Below are 16,781 nucleotides of genomic sequence, written 5' to 3' on the forward strand. Positions count from 1 at the left end.
AAAAGGAACGAGAGAAGCAGTGAAGATCACCAGAATTGAAACGTGCGGGCTCCGCGGGGCAACCCCCGAGGGCGGCTGGTCGAACGAGTTGCGGCCGGACGACGTGGTCCACACGCTCGTCGCGGTGCACACCGACGCCGGGGTGGTCGGGATCGGAAGCGCGTTCACCACCCAGCACCTCGTCGACGCCGCCCTCGAGGTCCTGTCGCCGCTGCTCATCGGGGAGGAAGCCCTCGACGTCGAGCGCCTGACCGAGACACTCCATCAGAGCGCGTTCTGGATGGGCAGAGGCGGAAGCCTCACGCACGCCACGAGCGCCGTCGACATCGCCCTCTGGGATGTCGTCGGGCAGGCCCTCGGGCAGCCGGTCGGCCGTCTCCTCGGCGGCCGTCATCGCGAACGCGTGCGACCGTACGCGTCACTTCTCATGGACGAGCCCGAGGTTCTCCGCGACAACCTGGTCGAGATGGTCGATGCCGGATTCGAGGCCTTCAAGATCGGCTGGTGGAAGTTCGGTCGGGTGGACGCAGCGACCGACGAGCGCACCGTCGCGGCCGCACGGCAGGCGGTCGGCGACCGGCTGCTCGCCGTCGACGCGGGCGGCTCGGAGGCGTTCTTCCCCGGGACGCTGGCCTGGGCGAAGCGGACGGCCGAGATGCTGAAGGACTACGACGTCGCGTGGTTCGAGGAGGCGCTCGCCCCGGACGACATCGACGGGTTCGTGGAGCTGCGCGCATCCTCCCCCGTCCCGATCAGCGGCGGCGAGGTGCTCACACGGCGACAGAGCTTCCTGCCATACCTGGAGCGGCGGGCGTTCGACATCGTCCAGCCGGACACGACGAAGGGCGGCGGCCTCAGCGAGTCCCGGCGGATCGGATGGATGGCCGCCGACCACGGTATCCGCCTCGTTCCGCACGGGTGGAACACGGGCGTCGGCCTCGCGGCCGACCTGCAGCTCGCCTCCGCGCTTCCCGGCACGGACCTCGTCGAGTACAAGACGGGGTCGGCGTACGTCGACGACCTCGTGAGCGGCGGCTGGCGGCTCGACGAGGACGGCACCCTCGCCATCCCGTCGGCACCCGGCCTCGGCATCGCCCTCGATGTCGACGCGCTCGGCCGCTATGGCACGAACCCGCGCTTCGCGGACGTCGGCCGATGAGCAGGGGAGCGTCCGCCCGGCGCATCATCGCCGTGCTCCGCGCCGACCACGCCGCGGCCTACCGGCCCGTCGTCCGGACGCTCGTCGAGTGCGGCGTCCACGAGATCGAGTTGACGCTCACCACGCCCGACACGCTGCGCCACGTCCGCGGCCTCATCGAGGAGTTCGGCCAGGACGCCTCCATCGGCGTCGGGACGGTCACCGACGAGGAGCTCGCGCGTCGGGCGCTCGACGCGGGCGCGCAGTTCCTCGTCACGCCGGGGCTCGTCGCGGGCGTGCCTGCGTTGGCGTCGCGGCTCGGTGTGCCCACGATCATGGGAGCGCTGACGCCGACGGAGGTCGTGGCGGCCATGGAGGCCGGCGCGGACGCGGTGAAGATCTTCCCCGCGTCCGCGGTCGGCCCGGGGTACCTCCGCCAGCTGCGCGGCCCGTTCCCGTCGCTGGTCGCCATCCCCTCCGGCGGCGTCGAGATCGAGGATGCGGACGGATGGTTCGCCGCCGGCGCGGCCGCCGTCTCGATGGGCGGTCCGCTGATCGGCGACGCGCTCGCCGGCGGATCGCTCTCCGGGCTCCGCGAGCGCGCAGCGCTGCTGGTCGCGCCGGCCGTCCGGGGCGACGACCGATGACGGCTCCCCGCGCCCGCGTGCTCGTCGTCGGCGAGACCATGGGGCTGTTCAGCACCGGCGCCCGCCTCCGCGCGGGAGGCCCGGTCCGCTTCTCCGTCGGCGGTGCGGAGACCAACACCGCCATCGGGCTCTGCCGCCAGGGGATCCCCGTCCGCTGGCTGACCCGGCTCGGCGACGACAGCGCGGGCGAGTCTGTCCTCGCTGCGATCCGCTCCGAGGATGTCGAGGTCGTTGCGGCCATCGACCGGGATCGGCCCACCGGCCTCATGGTGAAGGAGGCCCGGCCGGGCGGCCTGACCCGGGTCTCCTACTACCGCTCGGGCAGCGCCGCGTCCGCGCTGAGCGCCGCGGACGTGCGGCCGGCCCTCCTCGACGGGGTCGAGCTGCTGCACCTCACGGGGATCACCCCCGCGCTGTCGGAGTCCGCGGCCTCCGCCGTGATCGAGGCCGCCCGGCTCGCCCGGGGGCGCGACATCCGGGTCAGCCTCGACATCAATTACCGCTCATCGCTGTGGTCCAGGGAGGAGGCGGGCGAGCGGCTCGCCCGAATGGCCACCCTGGCGGATGTCGTGTTCGGCGATCGCCGGGAGCTCGAGCTCCTGCTCGGCGCGGCCGCGCCGACGGCCTCCGACGAGAGCCTGTTGGACGCCGTCGCCGGCATCGGACCGGGCGAGGTCGTGCTCAAGCGGGGCGAGCGTGGCGCCACGGCACGTGCACACGGGCGTGTTCACGACCAGGCTGCCTTCCCGGTCGCGGCCGTGGACACGGTCGGGGCCGGCGACGCCTTCGTGGCAGGGTACCTCGCCGGCCTCCTCGACGCTCAGCCGCTCGGCGAACGACTGCGACGCGCGTGCGCGTGCGGAGCGCTGGCGTGCCTGAGCGAGGGCGACTGGGAGGGCTCCCCCACCGCCGCGGAGCTCGCCGCCTTCCTCGACGGCGGCGACCCCGTCCTCCGCTGAGCCGCCTCCGGCCGTCCCGGCGGCCTCGACGGAGCCGCGTCAGCCGGCTCGGCGGAGGTGCCGGCCGGGACGCGCGCCCGTGTGCGACGCGTCGCGCACCACGCGGACGCCGTTGACCCAGACGTCCCTGGCGGCATCGGCGTAGCCGCGCGGCACGACGGTCGTGTCGATGATGGCCAGCCGCGCCGGATCGAACAGCACCAGATCGGCGAATGCGCCTGGCCGGACACGGCCGCGTCCCGTGAGCCCGAAGTGATCGGCGACCGCCGAGGTCATCTTACGGACCGCCTCCTCCAGGGTCAGGGTGCGGCGGCGGGCGACGTGATGCGCGAGGAAGTGGGTGTGGCCGTAGAAGAAGAGGGGATGACGCGTCCGCTCCGCGAGCGGACCGTCGGTCCGGCTGGTGTACGCATCCACGCCGAGAAGGAAGTGGTCGTGGGCGATCGCATCGCGCAGATGCTCGTCGGTGAACAGATCGCCCAGCAACTGGACGCTGCCCACCTCCTCCCCGGCGGCGGCGAGGACCTCGAAGAAGGCTCCCCACTCATCGGTGCCGAGGCGACCCGCGATCTCCGGGAACGACAGCCCTTCGAGCTCCGGTGTCGCCGGAGCAACACCGAGGCGCACGCGCTGCCACTCGCCGCGGTGCACGAACCTCCAGTAGCGGTCGCTGTCCTCCCGCACACCGAGCTGGACGTCGGGGTCGCGCAGAAGCCGGGCAATGCGCGCGGGCTCGTTGTCCGCCACGAAGCGGGGCAGGAGACCGACCGCGAACCCGATCCCCTGGTTATACGGTGTCATATCCGCGAGGATGTCCAGCCCGCTCGCTCGCTCGTCGACCACCCGGTCGGCCGCACGATGCCAGGCGCCCTCGTCGGCGCCCGTGTTGTGGCGGACGTTCAGATGCGACAGCTGGGCGCGCCCGGCGGCGCGCGCGATGGCGAAGAACTCGTCCACGGCCGCGTCCAGTGCGCTGTCGCGGTTGCGGATGTGGCTGGCGTAGATCCCGTCGTAGCGAGCGGCGATCCTGGCCAGCTCGGTCAGCTCGTCCGCGGTCGAGAATCGGCCGGCCCCGTATTCGAGGCCGGAGGAGAACCCGATCGCGCCCGCCTCCATCGCCTCGTGAAGCAGGTGCTCCTGCTCCGCGGCGAGGGAGTTCCGGCTCTCCTCCGACCGGCTCTCGGCGGCCTGCCGGAGGGCCGTCTGACCGACGAACCAGGACAGGTTCTGGCTGGTGCCCCGCCCGTGCACCTCCTCCAGCAGTTCGTCGAAGCTCCGCCAGGCGACGGGCTCGTCGAACCCGAACGCGCCGAGTGCGGCGGAGGCGGGGGCGATCCCCGCCTCCGCCAGCGGCGCATAGGTGACGCCGCAGTTGCCGACGACCTCGGTGGTCACGCCCTGCCGGATCGTGCTGACCGCCTCCGGGTTGCCGAGGACGGACCAGTCGCTGTGGCTGTGCGGATCGATGAGGCCGGGGGTCGCGATCAGGCCGTCGGCGTCGATGCGCTCCACGGCCGGCACGTCCTGCGCATCCCCCACCATCACGATCCTGTCCCCCTGAATGCCCAGATCCGCGGGGAACGCGGGCCTCCCGGTGCCGTCGATGATCTGCGCTCCGGTGATCACGACGTCGAGCATCACAGCACCTTGCTGAGGAAGGCCTTCGTGCGCTCCGCGCGCGGGCTCGCGAACAACTCGTCGGGTCGCGCCGTCTCCACGATGGCGCCGTGATCCATGTAGATCACGCGGTCGGACACCTCGCGGGCGAACCCCATCTCGTGCGTCACGACGACCATCGTCATCCCCTCCGCGGCGAGGTCCTTCATAACGGTGAGGACCTCTCCGACGATCTCTGGATCCAGCGCGGAGGTCGGCTCGTCGAACAGCATCACCTTCGGGTCCATGGCGAGCGCTCGGGCGATGGCGACGCGCTGGGCCTGTCCTCCCGAGAGCGAGTCCGGATACCGGTCCGCCTTGTCGGCGAGACCCACCTTGTCGAGGAGGAGGCGGGCACGCTCGTCGCTCTGCTCCGCGGTCCTGCCGAGCACGCGGCGCTGGGCCAGGGTGATGTTGGAGAGGACGGTGAGGTGCGGGAAGAGGTTGAAGTGCTGGAAGACCATCCCGACGTCCCGGCGCACCACAGCGAGGTCCGTCGGCTTCTCGCCCGGTCCCAGCCGGTGGCCGTTGATCGTGATGGCTCCCGCGCTGGGGCGTTCCAGCCCGTTCATGCAGCGCAGCAGCGTGCTCTTGCCGGAACCCGAGGCGCCGATGATGCAGACGACCTCCGATTCCGCCACAGAGCACGAGATGCCGTGGAGGACTTCGGTCTTGCCGAAGCTCAGGCGCAGGTCAGTGACTTCGATCATTTTTCGACTCCAGATGCGAGGGCGAGGGATTCGCCCACGCCGGGGGCGGCCGCTCTCGTCGAGAGGCGTCGCTCGTAGCGACGGGCGAAGGCGGAAGCGGTGTAGCAGATGGCGAAGTAGACGGCTCCGACGACGAGATACGACAGGATGGGGTTCGCGGTGAGCGAGGCGACGATGTTGCCCGAGCGGGCCAGATCCATCAGACCGATCGCCGCCACCAGCGAGCTGTCCTTGATCAGGACCACGAGGAAGCCGATGCCGGGCGGCACGATGATCCGTGTCGCCTGCGGGAGGATCACGAACCGGTAGCGGCTCCAGTAGCTCAGGCCGAGCGCCTCGGCGGCTTCGAACTGCCCGCGCGGGATGGCGGCGATGCTTCCGCGGACGATTTCGCTGACGTAGGCGCTCGCGAAGACCGAGAGGGCGATGACGGCGGCGAGATAGTCAGGGACATCCGTTCCTGGCACCGCGAGCGGGAGCCCGAAGTAGACGAAGAAGATGATCAGCAGGACCGGCACTCCGCGGACGGCGCCGACGTAGACGGCGCTGATCCAGCGCAGGATCGCGATCCGCCCCGACGCCATGAGGCCGAGGGCGAGGCCGAGCGCCCCGCCGAAGACGACGGCGAGCGAACAGATCATGAGGGTCACGAGCGCGCCCTGCGCGATGAGCAGGAGGTCGTCGAGGCCGAAGGACTGGAACATCAGGCAACCTTCCATCGGATGACGCGGGTCTCGACGAGCTTGGAGGTCATGGCCAGGAGGAAGGCCACGCCGAAGTAGAGCAGGCCCCCGACGACGAACGTCTCGACGGTGCGGAACGTCTCCGACGTGATCCCCATCATCACGTGCATCAGTTCCGGCACGGCCACGATCGAGGCGATCGACGAGGCGAGGAACAGCAGGATGATCTGATTCGTCAGCGGGGGGATCACGTTGCGGAGCGCTGGCACCAGCTGCACATCGACGAACGTGGATCGCCGCGACAGCCCGAGCGCCGCCGCCGCCTCGTTCAGCCCCTTCGGGATCGACTCGAAGCCGGCCCGGTAGATCTCGGCCACGTACGCCGCGTTGTTGAGGGTGAGGGCGATGATCCCGGCCGTGATCGGGTCGAGGTTGACCCCGACCTGCGGGAGCGCGAAGTAGATCAGGTAGAGCTGGAGCAGGAGCGGGGTGTTCCGGATGACTTCGATGTACGCTCCGGCGAGGCGCCGCGGCAGTGCCCGCCGCGACGCCCGTCCGAGGTAGAGGCCGATGGCGAGCAGCCCGCCGGCCACGGCCGCGACCGCCGTGATGCCGAGGCTGATCAGCAGCCCGGTGAGGAGCTCGCCGGCGTAGGGGATGAGATCCCCGAAGTAGAGCTGCATGTCACTTGATCAGCTCGGGCACGTCGGTGCCCAGCCACTTCTTGTAGGAGTCCTCGGCCGACGAGCTGATGTTGTAGTTCATGAGGAAGTTGTCGAGGTAGTTCAGCCAGAGCTGGTCGCCCTGCTTGACACCGAAGGACACGAACGACGGGCTCAGCTGCGGGGCATCCAGCACCCGGAACTGCCCCGCCGAGTCCTTCATGATGCCGGCGACCACCGAGTTGCTCTCCATCAGGGCGTCGACCTTGTTGCTGCGCAGCGCCTGGATGGAGTCGGCGACCGCCTCGAACAACGTCGCCTTCGCCTCCGGGAACTTCGAGGCGAGGATCGTCGCAGGCACTGATCCGCGCGTTGCCGCGACGTTGCGGCCGGCGAGGTCCGCGTAGCTCGTGATCGGGCTGTTCACCGGAACGAGCACCACCTGGCCCTCGGCAGCGTACGGCCGCGTCATGGCGACCTTCTGGGCGCGCTCGTCGAGGTTGGTGAGCGCCGCGATGATCACGTCGACCTTGCCGGTCTCGAGCATGGGGATGCGGCTGGCGTTCGTGGCGCTGACGAACTGCGCCTTCGCCCCGAGCGACTTCGCGAGCGCGTTCGCCTTGTCGATGTCGAATCCGTCGTACTTGCCGTTGCTGGTCATCACGCCGTACGGCGGTGCGTCGGCGAACACGCCGATCTTGATGGTCTTCGAGCTGAGCACCTTGGAGAGGACGCTCTCGCCGCCGCCTGCGTTGCCCCCTCCCGCCGAGGGCGAGGTGCAGCCGCTGAGCGCCAGCACGGTGGCGGCGGCGACAGCGGCGGCGAACATGGCTGCTTTTCGGGTGATGTGCATGATCTGAATCCTCTTCGTCTCAGGGTTGACGGGAGCTTATCGTCGATTGTCGACAATGGTCAAGCGAAGATTGTCGACCACGTCGACCCCGCCGTCTCAGAAGTCGTTGGCGCTCTTCGCCATCAAGCCGCCGTCGCAGACGAGATGGCTGCCCGTGACGTACGAACTCTCCCGGCTCAGCAGCCAGAAGGCCGCGTTGGCCACCTCCCCGGGGTCCGCCATCCGCGCCAGGGGGATCTGCGCCTCCGCGAGCGTCCGCAACCGCCGGCGCTCGGCCTCCCGCTCGTCGCCGTCGAGTCCGAAGTAGAGCATCGGCGTATCGGTCGCGCCGGGAACGAGCCCGTTCACCCGGATACCGTCTGGGGCGAGATCGAGGGCGGCGGCGCGGACGAGCGCCGACACCCCGCCCTTCGACGAGCCGTACGCGGCGTTGCTGCCACCCGCGAACCCCACGAAGGCGGAGGGCGAGGAGACGCACACGATCGAGCCGCCCCGGTCGTCGCTGCGCATCCGCCGTGCGGCCGCCTGCACCGTGAGGAAGGTGCCGGTGAGGTTCGTGTCGATCACCCGCCGCCACGTTGAGAGGCCCAGCTCGGCGATGTGGCCGTTTACCTCGATCCCCGCGTTCGCCACGACGCCGTCCACCCCGCCGAAAGCCTCCGCGACGCGGTCGAACGCGCCGGAGACGTCGTCCTCGCTGGACACGTCTCCCCCGACGGCGAGAGTGCGTGGGCTCCCGGCCTCCCAGCACTCGCGCTCCACGTCCTGGGCCCGTTCGAGGTCCCGGTCGAGGACGGCGACAGAGCCCCCGGCCTTGGCGACGCGCAGCGCGATCGCCCTCCCGATTCCGCTTCCTCCGCCGGTGATCACTACTGCCTCGGTCATCGTTCCTCCTTCGGTCCCATTGTCGACACGGCGTCCGGGCGCCCTCCGATTCTGACGCGATAGCGCTGGGTCTCGCCCGGGCGGATGCTCGTCACCGACCGCGACGCCCGCGCATCCACGATCCCGAGACCGCGAGAGGTGCACGGCTCCCACGCGAGGCAATCCACATCCGGCAGCTCCTCCGACGCGTAGTTCGACCACAGGACGCCGAAGGGGAGGCCTTCCGCGTCGACGGTGACGCTCGGGCCGCCGCGAGGCGCGGCGACCGTCAGCGACGGGGCCATCCACCGAGCGTGCCCCGTCCATCCGTCCGCGTGGGCCGCGACAGGCAGCCGCCGAGGCGAGACGACCGCACCCCCGGCGAAAAGAGCGCGCGGAAAGCAGGGATGCTCGCCGAACGTGTAACTTCGCACGCCGGTGCCGCGATTGGTGATCGACGTGGTCACCGTGAGGATGCCGGGCGCGACCCGGATGTCGCGGGTCACCGCCGCACCGCCGCCATCCAGGAAGTCGCCGGAGACCTCCGTGCGGAGCCGCGTGCCCTGCTCCTGCGACACCCGCCAGGCGACGCGCGGAGCCCAGCCGTGCTGCCAGGTGTCGTCGTCGGGCATCCCTGCCACGGGGAACATCGGGAACCAGCCGCCCCGGAAGATGCCGTCGTCGAAGTCCCGCTCCGACCCTCGCCCCGGTGGGCCGAGCGGAGGGAGCACCGAAGGGGCATCCTCGCGCCGGTACAGGAACTCCACACCACCGATCGCGAACGACGAGATCAGGCAGCCGTAATCGGGGTGGACGGTCGCCCTCGTCTCTCCTGCACGCAGCAGGACATCGGTCACGCGTCGCACGGTGCTCGCCATGGCCTCCCCCTCGTGACGGACGGTCTGCCGGAAGGGGCAAGTCTATGGTCGATTGTCGACACTCGTCAACGGCGCCGCCGGGCCGGGCCGTCTCCGCCGGCGTCGGACGGAGATGCCCTCATTCGTGGCCAGGCGATAGCCGGTGCCCGTCGTGCGCATCGGCAACCCGCACCAGCAGCCGGGACGCCGGGGTCCACCCCCGCACTGGGTGCGCCTCCCTCTTGACACGGACGCCGGCGTTATGATCACCGGCGGCTTGTTTATTTGCGGGCCGTAAACGTCCTGTTACCAGTCTGTTTCCGCGGCCCCGGGGCGCCTACGCGGCCCCATAGCCTCCTTTCTGAGAGACCGTTCAGCCGGACTCTCGGGCTCCTCTCGCCGCCCGGACCGCCCCTGCACCTGGCGCCGGACGACTCCCCCACCCCCGCCTCGAGCTAGGAGAACCTTGCCTGCACGCATGTCCGTGCGGCGCCGGATCGCACTCACCGTCGCCGCCGCCGTCATCCCCATCGTCGCTCTGACGACCGCCCCCGCCGCGGTTGCGGCGCCCGAATCCGATCCGGTCGTGGCTGCCGGCGCCGACTGGGCCGTCACCACCACGCCAGGCGGCTACCTCGTCACCCTCGAGCTCGACGAGCCCCTGCCGATGATCGACGACGCCCCCACCCTGCTCGCCGACGGCGAGCCGATCGGCCTGGCGACCGAGTCCCCCGACGGGCTGACCCTCGGCGTCGTCACCACCGACCCCGCCGTCGCGCACGCCGAATCCGTGACCAAGGGCTGGTCCAGCGGCGAGGAGGACAAGGCCGCGGAGAGCCCGATCGCCCCGGCGACGCCGGCCGTACCGGAGAACAAGACCCTCACCAAGCAGCTCAAGTCGTTCGCCGGGCAGGCCGCCGTCGACGACCCGTCGGCGGCCGGCTCGTACGGTGTGACGGAGGCCGAGTACGACTTCGGCGACCAGGCCGTCCCGCTCGCCGCGATCGGCGGCATCCGCGGCGAGCTCACCGGCAAGATGTACCTCACGAACGCCTCGGGCGCGCGCCCGACGATCGTGCTGCTGCACGGCCGGCACACCTCCTGCTCCGGCACCGGCGCGAACCCGCTGCGCTGGCCGTGCGGACCGACGCAGATGAACATCCGCTCCTACCTGGGCTACGAGGGCACCGCTCGGTCGCTGGCGTCGCACGGCTACAACGTGCTGTCGATCGCCGCCAACTCCGTCAACTCCAACGACAACCAGCTCGCGCTCGACTACGGCGCACAGGCCCGCGGCCAGCTCATCCTCGACACGCTCGGGATGCTCGCCACGGCGAACGCCGGCCGGAGCGTCTCCTACGACGACATCACCACCGCCACCGCGTCGGCGCCGAGCACCACGACCACCAGAACGCTCGACGAGGCGCTCCTGCGCGCCACCACCCGCACCGACCAGCCCGCGCCCGCCTCGACGGTGACCGCCGCCTCCCTGAAGGGCCGCTTCGACCTCGGTCACGTCGGCATCATGGGGCACTCGCGCGGAGGCGAGGGCGTCGTCTCGGCGGCCACCCTGAACCAGGCGCTCGCGAAGCCGTACGGCATCGAGTCGGTGCTGCCGCTCGCCCCTGTCGACTTCGGCCGGATGACGCTGCCGGATGTGCCCACCGCCGTGTTCCTCCCCTACTGCGACGGCGACGTCTCCAACCAGCAGGGCCAGCACTTCATCGACGACTCGCGCCACGCGTTCGACGACGACGTGCTCCGCTCGGCCGTCTGGGTCATGGGCGCCAACCACAACTTCTTCAACACGGTGTGGACGCCGGGCCTCTACCCGGCGGCGACAGGCGACGACTGGCGCACCACCGACACGACCTCCACCTGCGCGACGACGAACCCGACCCGCATGACGGCGGCCCAGCAGTACCAGGTCGGCGTCAGCTACATGACGGGCTTCTTCCGCCTCACAATGGGCGGCGAGACGCAGTTCCAGTCGCTGTTCGACGGCTCGGTCAAGCCCTCCACCACCGCCACCTCCTACGCCGACGTGCGCGTGATGGCGACGCAGCCCGCGTCGAAGACGGCGCTCGTCACCGACTTCACGGAGACCAGTTCGCTCGTGCGGGTGTCCGGAGGCGCGACCGCGGCCGTCTGCACCAACCTCACCGGCCGCACGGTGCCGCAGTCCCTCCCCTTCTGCGCCACCGCCAAGGCCTCCGCGCAGGTGCCGCACTGGACCCCGGGGTCGTTCGCGCCGAACGTCCCCGAGTTCCCGGTGACCCGGTTCCTCTGGACCGGCGCCTCGACGACCGACCCGGCGGTGCCCAGCACCGGTGAGCTCCGCATCACCGTCCCGGCGAAGCTCCGCGACGCCTCCCGCCAGGCACAGCTGACGCTGAAGACCGCCCCCGACGAGGCGGTCCAGACCGGCACCGACTTCACGATCACCGTCGTGGACGGCACGGGCAAGACCTTCGCCATCGCCGCCTCCGCGGTCAACCCGCTCGCCGTGAACCGGATGCCGGGCGGCACGAACACCACGCTGAACAAGGTGGTGCTCCAGCAGCTGACCATCCCCACCTCCACCATCACGGGCATCGACCTGACCGACGTGCGCGAGATCCGCCTCACCGCCAAGGTCGGCGCCGACGGCACCGGCACGGGCGGCGTCTACCTCTCCGACCTCGCGTTCGACACCCCGTCGGTCGGCACCGCCGTCGTGCAGACGCGCACGACGGTCAACGTCGCCCCGACAGCGGTCGAGGAGGGTTCCGGACCCGGCACCGCCGACGTCGCGGTCTACCTGAACCGCGCCGAGAAGTCGCCCGTCACCGCCTACGTCAGCGTCATCGGCTCGGCCACCGGGCTCGTCGGCGTCGGGATGGAGAAGGTCTCCTTCGGGCCCGGCGAGACCTGCAAGGCCGTCACCGTCCCCACCCTCGGGAACACGGCGACGTCCGCCTCCGCCAGCACGGCGTTCAAGGTGAGCGTCACGAACACGACCGACGCCGTCATGGGAGCGGGCGCCTTCGCCAACCTCACCGTCCGTGAGGACGACGGCGTCACCGGCACCACGACCGCCCTGCCCCCCGTCGGCGCCCAGGGCGACGTGTGTGCCGAGCTCGCCGCCGCCACCACCCCCGTCCCGCTGACGACGTCGGCCGAGGACGTCGCACCCGGCGGCGCCTTCACCCTCACGGCCGCAGGCTTCCGGGCCGGCGAGACCATCGCCTTCACGTACGGCGACACCGCCCTGGGGACCGCCGTCGCCACGGCCGAAGGCACCGCGACGATGGAGGTGCCGGTCGCGGAGGACGCCGACCTCGGCCCCGCGGACGCGACGGCCACCGGCTCCGGCTCCGCTAGGCGGGCGACCGTCGTCGTGTCGGTGCTCGCGCCGACGGTGACCACCCTCGCAGCGGCTCCGGGGAAGCCGGCCGCCGGAGAGAAGGTCGTGCTCACCGCGACCGTCACGGGTCGCGACGCCACCGGCATGGTCACGTTCACGGATGCGTCGGCCGCGAACCCGAAGCCTCGAACCGCCGCCCTTGCAGCGGGCCCGACGAAGCTGGGTGAGATCGAGGTCGTGGACGGGGTCGCGACACTGACGCTGCCCTCGGGCCTCGCCGCGGGCGAGCACACCATCACCGCCTCCTTCGCCCGCACCGCGACAGCCGACGCCTCGACCTCCGAGCCGATCACCGTGACCGTGGCCGCGGCTCCTGCGGCCGGCGGGCCGGGCGGATCGGACGGGCCGGGCAACGGCTCCGGCAGCGGCCCGGGCACGCAGGTCGCCGGCTCCGACGAGAGCACCGGGATCGGCTCGCTCGCGGAGACCGGCTCGACCATCGGGCTGTGGCTGCTCGCCGCCACAGCGGCGATCCTCATGGGAGGCGGCGTGCTTGCCCTCTCGCGGCGGCGGCGGACCATGAGCTGAGCACCGCAGACGCCACGAATGGGGCGTCGCGCCCGCTCTCTCGAGCGGGCGCGACGCCCTTCCGCGTGTTCCGGCGGATCTCCGGAGATCGTCACCCGCTGCGCCGCGACGGGCGAGCGGTCGAGGCCCTGACATGCAGCACGGGCGGCGGATCGGCGACCATGATCTCCGTGCCCTCCGTGGATTCGGCGAGGAGCTGCCGGACGGACACGACCCCCATCGCGTACAGGGGGAGGCTGACCGTCGTCAACGGCGGCACCAGGTGCTCGGAGATCCACGTGTCGTGCACGGCGGCGACCGAGAGATCGTCCGGGATCGCGAGCCCGTGATCGCCGGCTGTGCCGAGGATACCGATGCCGATGAGCGAGTTGCCGGCGATCAGGGCCGTCGGCCGGTCGCCTCCGGCGCTCCACCGGGCGGCCAGCTCGGCCAGGCCGGCGCGCCCACCGCTCGCCAGCCAGTCCGTGTGCACGACGTCCTCGGCGCGCAGGGCGAGCCCGGCGTCGGCGAGGGCCGCGGTGACGCCGTTCTCGCGCAGGATCCCCGTCGTCGAGTCGTGGGGCCCGGATACGAGGCCGATGCGGGTGTGGCCGAGCCCGAGCAGATGCTCCGTGAGAAGGCGGGTGCCGGCTTCCTCGTCGGGGTAGACGCTCGTCACCCGCTCCCGCTCCACACGGCTCGGCGCGTTCACGATCACCGTCGGCAGCACGCGGGCGATGTCGGCGATGCGCTGGTCGAACCCGCCGTGGCCGCCCTGGACGATCAGGCCGTCCACCCGGTTCCCGCTGATGAAGGTGCGGAACGCCTGCTCGTCCTCGAGGAGCTCGTCGACGTCGCCGAGCACGAGGAAGTGCGAGTGGGCCGCCGCCTCCGCGCGCGCACCGCGCATCAGCTCCAGGTGGATGGGGCTGGAGAGGTCGTGCACGACCAGGCCGATGAGGCCGTTGCGGCGGATGCGCAGGCTCTTGGCGGCGATGTTCGGCACGTAGCCGAGCGCATCCGCCGCCTCCAGGATCCGCGCCTTCGTCTCGGCGGTCGCGCGCGCCGAGGCGTCCGCATTGAGCACACGCGACGCCAGTGGAACGGACACGCCGGCCGCCCTGGCGACGTCGGCGAGGCGGACGGCGCCCCTCCGCCGACCCGCGGGCGAGGGGGTCGACGGGGGTGGCGCATCCATGCACCCACTATGCCCGCTCGGCCACGGCGGCGTCGAACCGCCGCCGCGGCCGGCCCGGTCAGGCCGCGGTCGTCGCCCGCGTCCGCGTGCCCGCGACCAGTCCACGCGTCTCCGGAAGGAAGAACATGCCGATCGCGGCGAGCACCATCAGCACCAGGCAGTAGAGCGCGACCAGCCAGAACTGGCCGCCCGCCGCACCGGTCAGTGCCGCGGCGACGAACGGCAGCGTTCCGCCGACCAGGGCGCCGGTGATCTCACGGCTGAACGTGACGCCGGTGTAGCGGTAGCGCACGTCGAACAGCTCCGACATGAAGCCGGACTGGGCGGCGAGCATCGCGTCGTTGCAGAACGTGAAGACGAGCACGAGTGCGATCCAGATGAGCAGCGGGGTGCCCGTGTTGAGCAGGAAGAAGAAGGGGTAGATCAGCACGGCCGCGCCGATCGCACCCGCGAGGAAGACGGGACGGCGCCCGACCCGGTCGCTGATCCAGCCGGCGGTCGGGATGGTGACGAACTTCAGCAGGTTCCCGATGAGGATGCCGGTGAGGCCGATCCAGGCCGGCGCGCCGACGATCGTCGTCAGGTAGGTGATGGCGTAGACCGATGGCAGATAGCTGGCGACGTTCGGGCCGATGCTCGCGAGCATCGCGAGCGGGATGCGCCGGCCTGCCGAGCGGAACAGCTCGCGGATGGCGACGCGGGCCACCGCTCCCTCCGCCTTCGTCTCGGCGAACTCGGGGCTCTCCGGCACGCGCAGCCGGATGACGATACCGACGACGCAGACGACGATGCTGAGCAGGAACGCGATCCGCCAGCCCCAGGAGAGGAACGCCTCCTGCGGCAGCGTGGCGTTGAGCACCGTCAGCACACCCGTGGCGAGGAGGGCGCCGGCAGCATTGCCCGCGCCGGGGATGGCGGCGTTGAGCCCGCGCGACGACTCGCCGGAGTGCTCGGCCGCGAGCAGCGTCGCCCCCGCGTACTCGCCTCCCGCCCCGAAGCCCTGAAGCACGCGCAGCACGACGAGGAGGATCGGCGCCGCGACGCCGATGGCGGTGGCGCTCGGGATGAGCCCGATGAGCGTCGACGAGATGCCCATCAGCAGCAGGGTCAGGAACAGCATCTGCCGGCGGCCGTACCGATCGCCGAGGTTGCCGATGATGACCCCGCCGATCGGCCGGGCGAAGAACCCGACTGCGAAGGTCGCGAACGACGCCAGAGTGGCGGTCAGCGCGTCGTCGGTGGGGAAGAACACCGCAGGGAAGACGAGCGCGCTCGCCGTCGCGTAGAGGGAGAAGTCGTACCACTCGAGCGCGGTGCCGACGGTGGCGCCAACGGTGGCCTTGTTGATGCGAAACGTCATTGTTCTCTCATTCATCCTTTCAGGGCGAGCCGGACGGACACGGTGACCCGGGCGGGCTCCCCGTCGGCTGCGATGGCGGTCCCGGCGAGCCGGAGGAAGCCGCCGAACCGGGTGACCCGGACGAAGGCCGAGGAGTCCGTGCGGACCTCGGAGCCCTCGTCGAGCCAGCGGATCCCGTCCGCGCTCAGCTGGACGCGCAGCGAGACGGTTTCGCCGGGGGCGGCGTCGTGCAGTTCGACGAAGAACAGGGCTTCGTCCGCCCACCCGCACTCGTACGGATGGGTCTCGATCGCGCCGTCGAACTCCTGGCGGAGCTCGATGACGGACGTGTAGAAGGTCTTCATGCTGCTGCCTCTCCCGTATCGGCCGAGATGACGACGGAATCGAGGAACAGGGACACCCGCCGGTCGGTGTCCGCCTCGACGAAGAAGACCGGGTTGAGCAGACCCTCGATGTCGTTGTAAGCAGGAGCGAGCGTGGGATGCGCACCCTCGGGGAACCGCAGCACCCGGCCGCCGACGCGGAACTCCTCGTATCGGCGGGTGCGCAAGTCGATGGTGAGGGAGAGCGGGGTCCAGTTGAGCTTGTCGTCGGACTCGTTGTAGATGAGGTGCTGAGCGCCGCCCTCGAACCAGGTCGTCGCCGAGGTCGAGCCGTCGGCGCTCCGGCGCCCGAACCACTGGGGGTCGATCCCCGCCTTGTGCCAGCCGGCCGCCCCGTAGCTCCACTCCGCGTCGGTGTCATCGGTCGGCCCGTAGAACTGCCACGCGCGCACCGGGCGCCCCCCGACGGCGTTGACGTAGCGGACTCCCGGCATGTACCGGTGCTCGGCGTCTTGGAGGTCGACGAACATCCCGAAGGCGCGCACGTCGTCGACGCCGAGCCCAGGGCGGTCCTGCTCCGCCTTGTAGGCGAACAGCGCCTCGATGCGCAGACGGCCGACGCCCGGCGGCACCGCCAGGCGCTTGATCGCGAGCCCCATCGAGCCGGGAGCGGGCGGCTGGTCCGCCGCGGCCGCGGCCGCCCGGCTGGAGATCTTGAGCGAGTAGGTTCCCTGGGCCGACCCGTGCGTGCCTCCGAAGGCGAACGTGGCCGAGCTGAGCATGGTGGGCCCCCAGTGGATCAGGTCGACCTCGTCCGAGTGCTCGCGGAAGCCGGGGGCGACGAAGTTCGGCCGCAGGTCGAGCCACCCGCTCATCCCGCGGTCGAAGTCGTCGGCCACCAGGATCCGCGGGAGCGGGTCGAAGAACCCGGAAACGTGCATGCCCACCTCATCGTCAC

At 71.0% G+C, this 16,781-nt stretch carries 15 protein-coding genes; 4 read left to right on the forward strand and 11 right to left on the reverse strand.

Features of this window, described 5'->3' with window-relative positions; genetic code table 11:
- Positions 1-19: 19 nt before the first annotated feature.
- The 3 genes from AAME72_RS03480 to AAME72_RS03490 are packed head-to-tail and all read left to right on the forward strand — an operon-like array spanning position 20 to position 2,744.
- Positions 20-1,159, forward strand: coding sequence for a mandelate racemase/muconate lactonizing enzyme family protein (locus tag AAME72_RS03480; protein ID WP_348788850.1), 1,140 nt, complete (start codon positions 20-22; stop codon positions 1,157-1,159).
- Positions 1,156-1,785: a bifunctional 4-hydroxy-2-oxoglutarate aldolase/2-dehydro-3-deoxy-phosphogluconate aldolase gene (locus AAME72_RS03485; RefSeq protein WP_348788851.1), complete on the forward strand. Its 630-nt coding sequence runs from the start codon at positions 1,156-1,158 to the stop codon at positions 1,783-1,785. The genes AAME72_RS03480 and AAME72_RS03485 overlap by 4 nt, the downstream gene beginning before the upstream one ends.
- The gene (locus tag AAME72_RS03490) at positions 1,782-2,744 is read left to right on the forward strand and encodes a sugar kinase (protein ID WP_348788852.1); all 963 of its coding nucleotides are present in this window, start codon (positions 1,782-1,784) and stop codon (positions 2,742-2,744) included. The genes AAME72_RS03485 and AAME72_RS03490 overlap by 4 nt, the downstream gene beginning before the upstream one ends.
- A gap of 39 nt (positions 2,745-2,783) precedes the next feature.
- Here the strand turns inward: AAME72_RS03490 and AAME72_RS03495 are convergent, their stop codons facing one another.
- The 7 genes from AAME72_RS03495 to AAME72_RS03525 all read right to left on the reverse strand — a co-directional run bounded on the left by AAME72_RS03495 (position 2,784) and on the right by AAME72_RS03525 (position 9,050).
- Positions 2,784-4,382, reverse strand: coding sequence for an amidohydrolase family protein (locus tag AAME72_RS03495; protein ID WP_348790200.1), 1,599 nt, complete (start codon positions 4,380-4,382; stop codon positions 2,784-2,786).
- Positions 4,382-5,110, reverse strand: a complete 729-nt coding sequence (locus AAME72_RS03500; RefSeq protein WP_348788853.1) for an amino acid ABC transporter ATP-binding protein — start codon at positions 5,108-5,110, stop codon at positions 4,382-4,384. Before AAME72_RS03500 ends, AAME72_RS03495 begins: the two co-directional genes overlap by 1 nt.
- Positions 5,107-5,814, reverse strand: a complete 708-nt coding sequence (locus AAME72_RS03505) for an amino acid ABC transporter permease (protein ID WP_348788854.1) — start codon at positions 5,812-5,814, stop codon at positions 5,107-5,109. The genes AAME72_RS03500 and AAME72_RS03505 overlap by 4 nt, the downstream gene beginning before the upstream one ends.
- A complete protein-coding gene (locus tag AAME72_RS03510) occupies positions 5,814-6,476 on the reverse strand; it encodes an amino acid ABC transporter permease (RefSeq protein WP_348788855.1) in 663 nt (220 codons plus the stop codon). The genes AAME72_RS03505 and AAME72_RS03510 overlap by 1 nt, the downstream gene beginning before the upstream one ends.
- A 1-nt stretch (position 6,477) precedes the next feature.
- Positions 6,478-7,308, reverse strand: coding sequence for a transporter substrate-binding domain-containing protein (locus tag AAME72_RS03515; protein ID WP_348788856.1), 831 nt, complete (start codon positions 7,306-7,308; stop codon positions 6,478-6,480).
- 96 nt (positions 7,309-7,404) lie between these two features.
- Positions 7,405-8,193, reverse strand: a complete 789-nt coding sequence (locus AAME72_RS03520) for an SDR family oxidoreductase (protein WP_348788857.1) — start codon at positions 8,191-8,193, stop codon at positions 7,405-7,407.
- Positions 8,190-9,050, reverse strand: coding sequence for a hypothetical protein (locus tag AAME72_RS03525; RefSeq protein ID WP_348788858.1), 861 nt, complete (start codon positions 9,048-9,050; stop codon positions 8,190-8,192). The genes AAME72_RS03520 and AAME72_RS03525 overlap by 4 nt, the downstream gene beginning before the upstream one ends.
- A gap of 457 nt (positions 9,051-9,507) precedes the next feature.
- On the opposite strand from AAME72_RS03525, the gene AAME72_RS03530 reads away from it, so the two are divergent.
- Positions 9,508-12,963, forward strand: coding sequence for an Ig-like domain repeat protein (locus AAME72_RS03530; protein WP_348788859.1), 3,456 nt, complete (start codon positions 9,508-9,510; stop codon positions 12,961-12,963).
- 91 nt (positions 12,964-13,054) lie between these two features.
- On the opposite strand, the gene AAME72_RS03535 is transcribed toward AAME72_RS03530, so the two are convergent.
- The 4 genes from AAME72_RS03535 to AAME72_RS03550 are packed head-to-tail and all read right to left on the reverse strand — an operon-like array spanning position 13,055 to position 16,764.
- Complete coding sequence (locus AAME72_RS03535; RefSeq protein ID WP_348788860.1) at positions 13,055-14,140, reverse strand: LacI family DNA-binding transcriptional regulator; 1,086 nt, start codon at positions 14,138-14,140, stop codon at positions 13,055-13,057.
- Positions 14,141-14,198: 58 nt separating this feature from the next.
- The gene (locus AAME72_RS03540; protein ID WP_348788861.1) at positions 14,199-15,500 is read right to left on the reverse strand and encodes an MFS transporter; all 1,302 of its coding nucleotides are present in this window, start codon (positions 15,498-15,500) and stop codon (positions 14,199-14,201) included.
- A gap of 11 nt (positions 15,501-15,511) precedes the next feature.
- Positions 15,512-15,844 carry a hypothetical protein gene (locus AAME72_RS03545; protein WP_348788862.1) on the reverse strand — a complete coding sequence of 111 codons (333 nt, stop codon included), beginning with the start codon at positions 15,842-15,844 and terminating at the stop codon, positions 15,512-15,514.
- Positions 15,841-16,764 carry a DUF6772 family protein gene (locus tag AAME72_RS03550; RefSeq protein WP_348788863.1) on the reverse strand — a complete coding sequence of 308 codons (924 nt, stop codon included), beginning with the start codon at positions 16,762-16,764 and terminating at the stop codon, positions 15,841-15,843. The genes AAME72_RS03545 and AAME72_RS03550 overlap by 4 nt, the downstream gene beginning before the upstream one ends.
- Positions 16,765-16,781: the final 17 nt, after the last annotated feature.

It is taken from the genome of Leifsonia sp. NPDC080035 (assembly GCF_040050925.1).
In the GTDB taxonomy this organism is placed as follows: domain Bacteria; phylum Actinomycetota; class Actinomycetes; order Actinomycetales; family Microbacteriaceae; genus Leifsonia.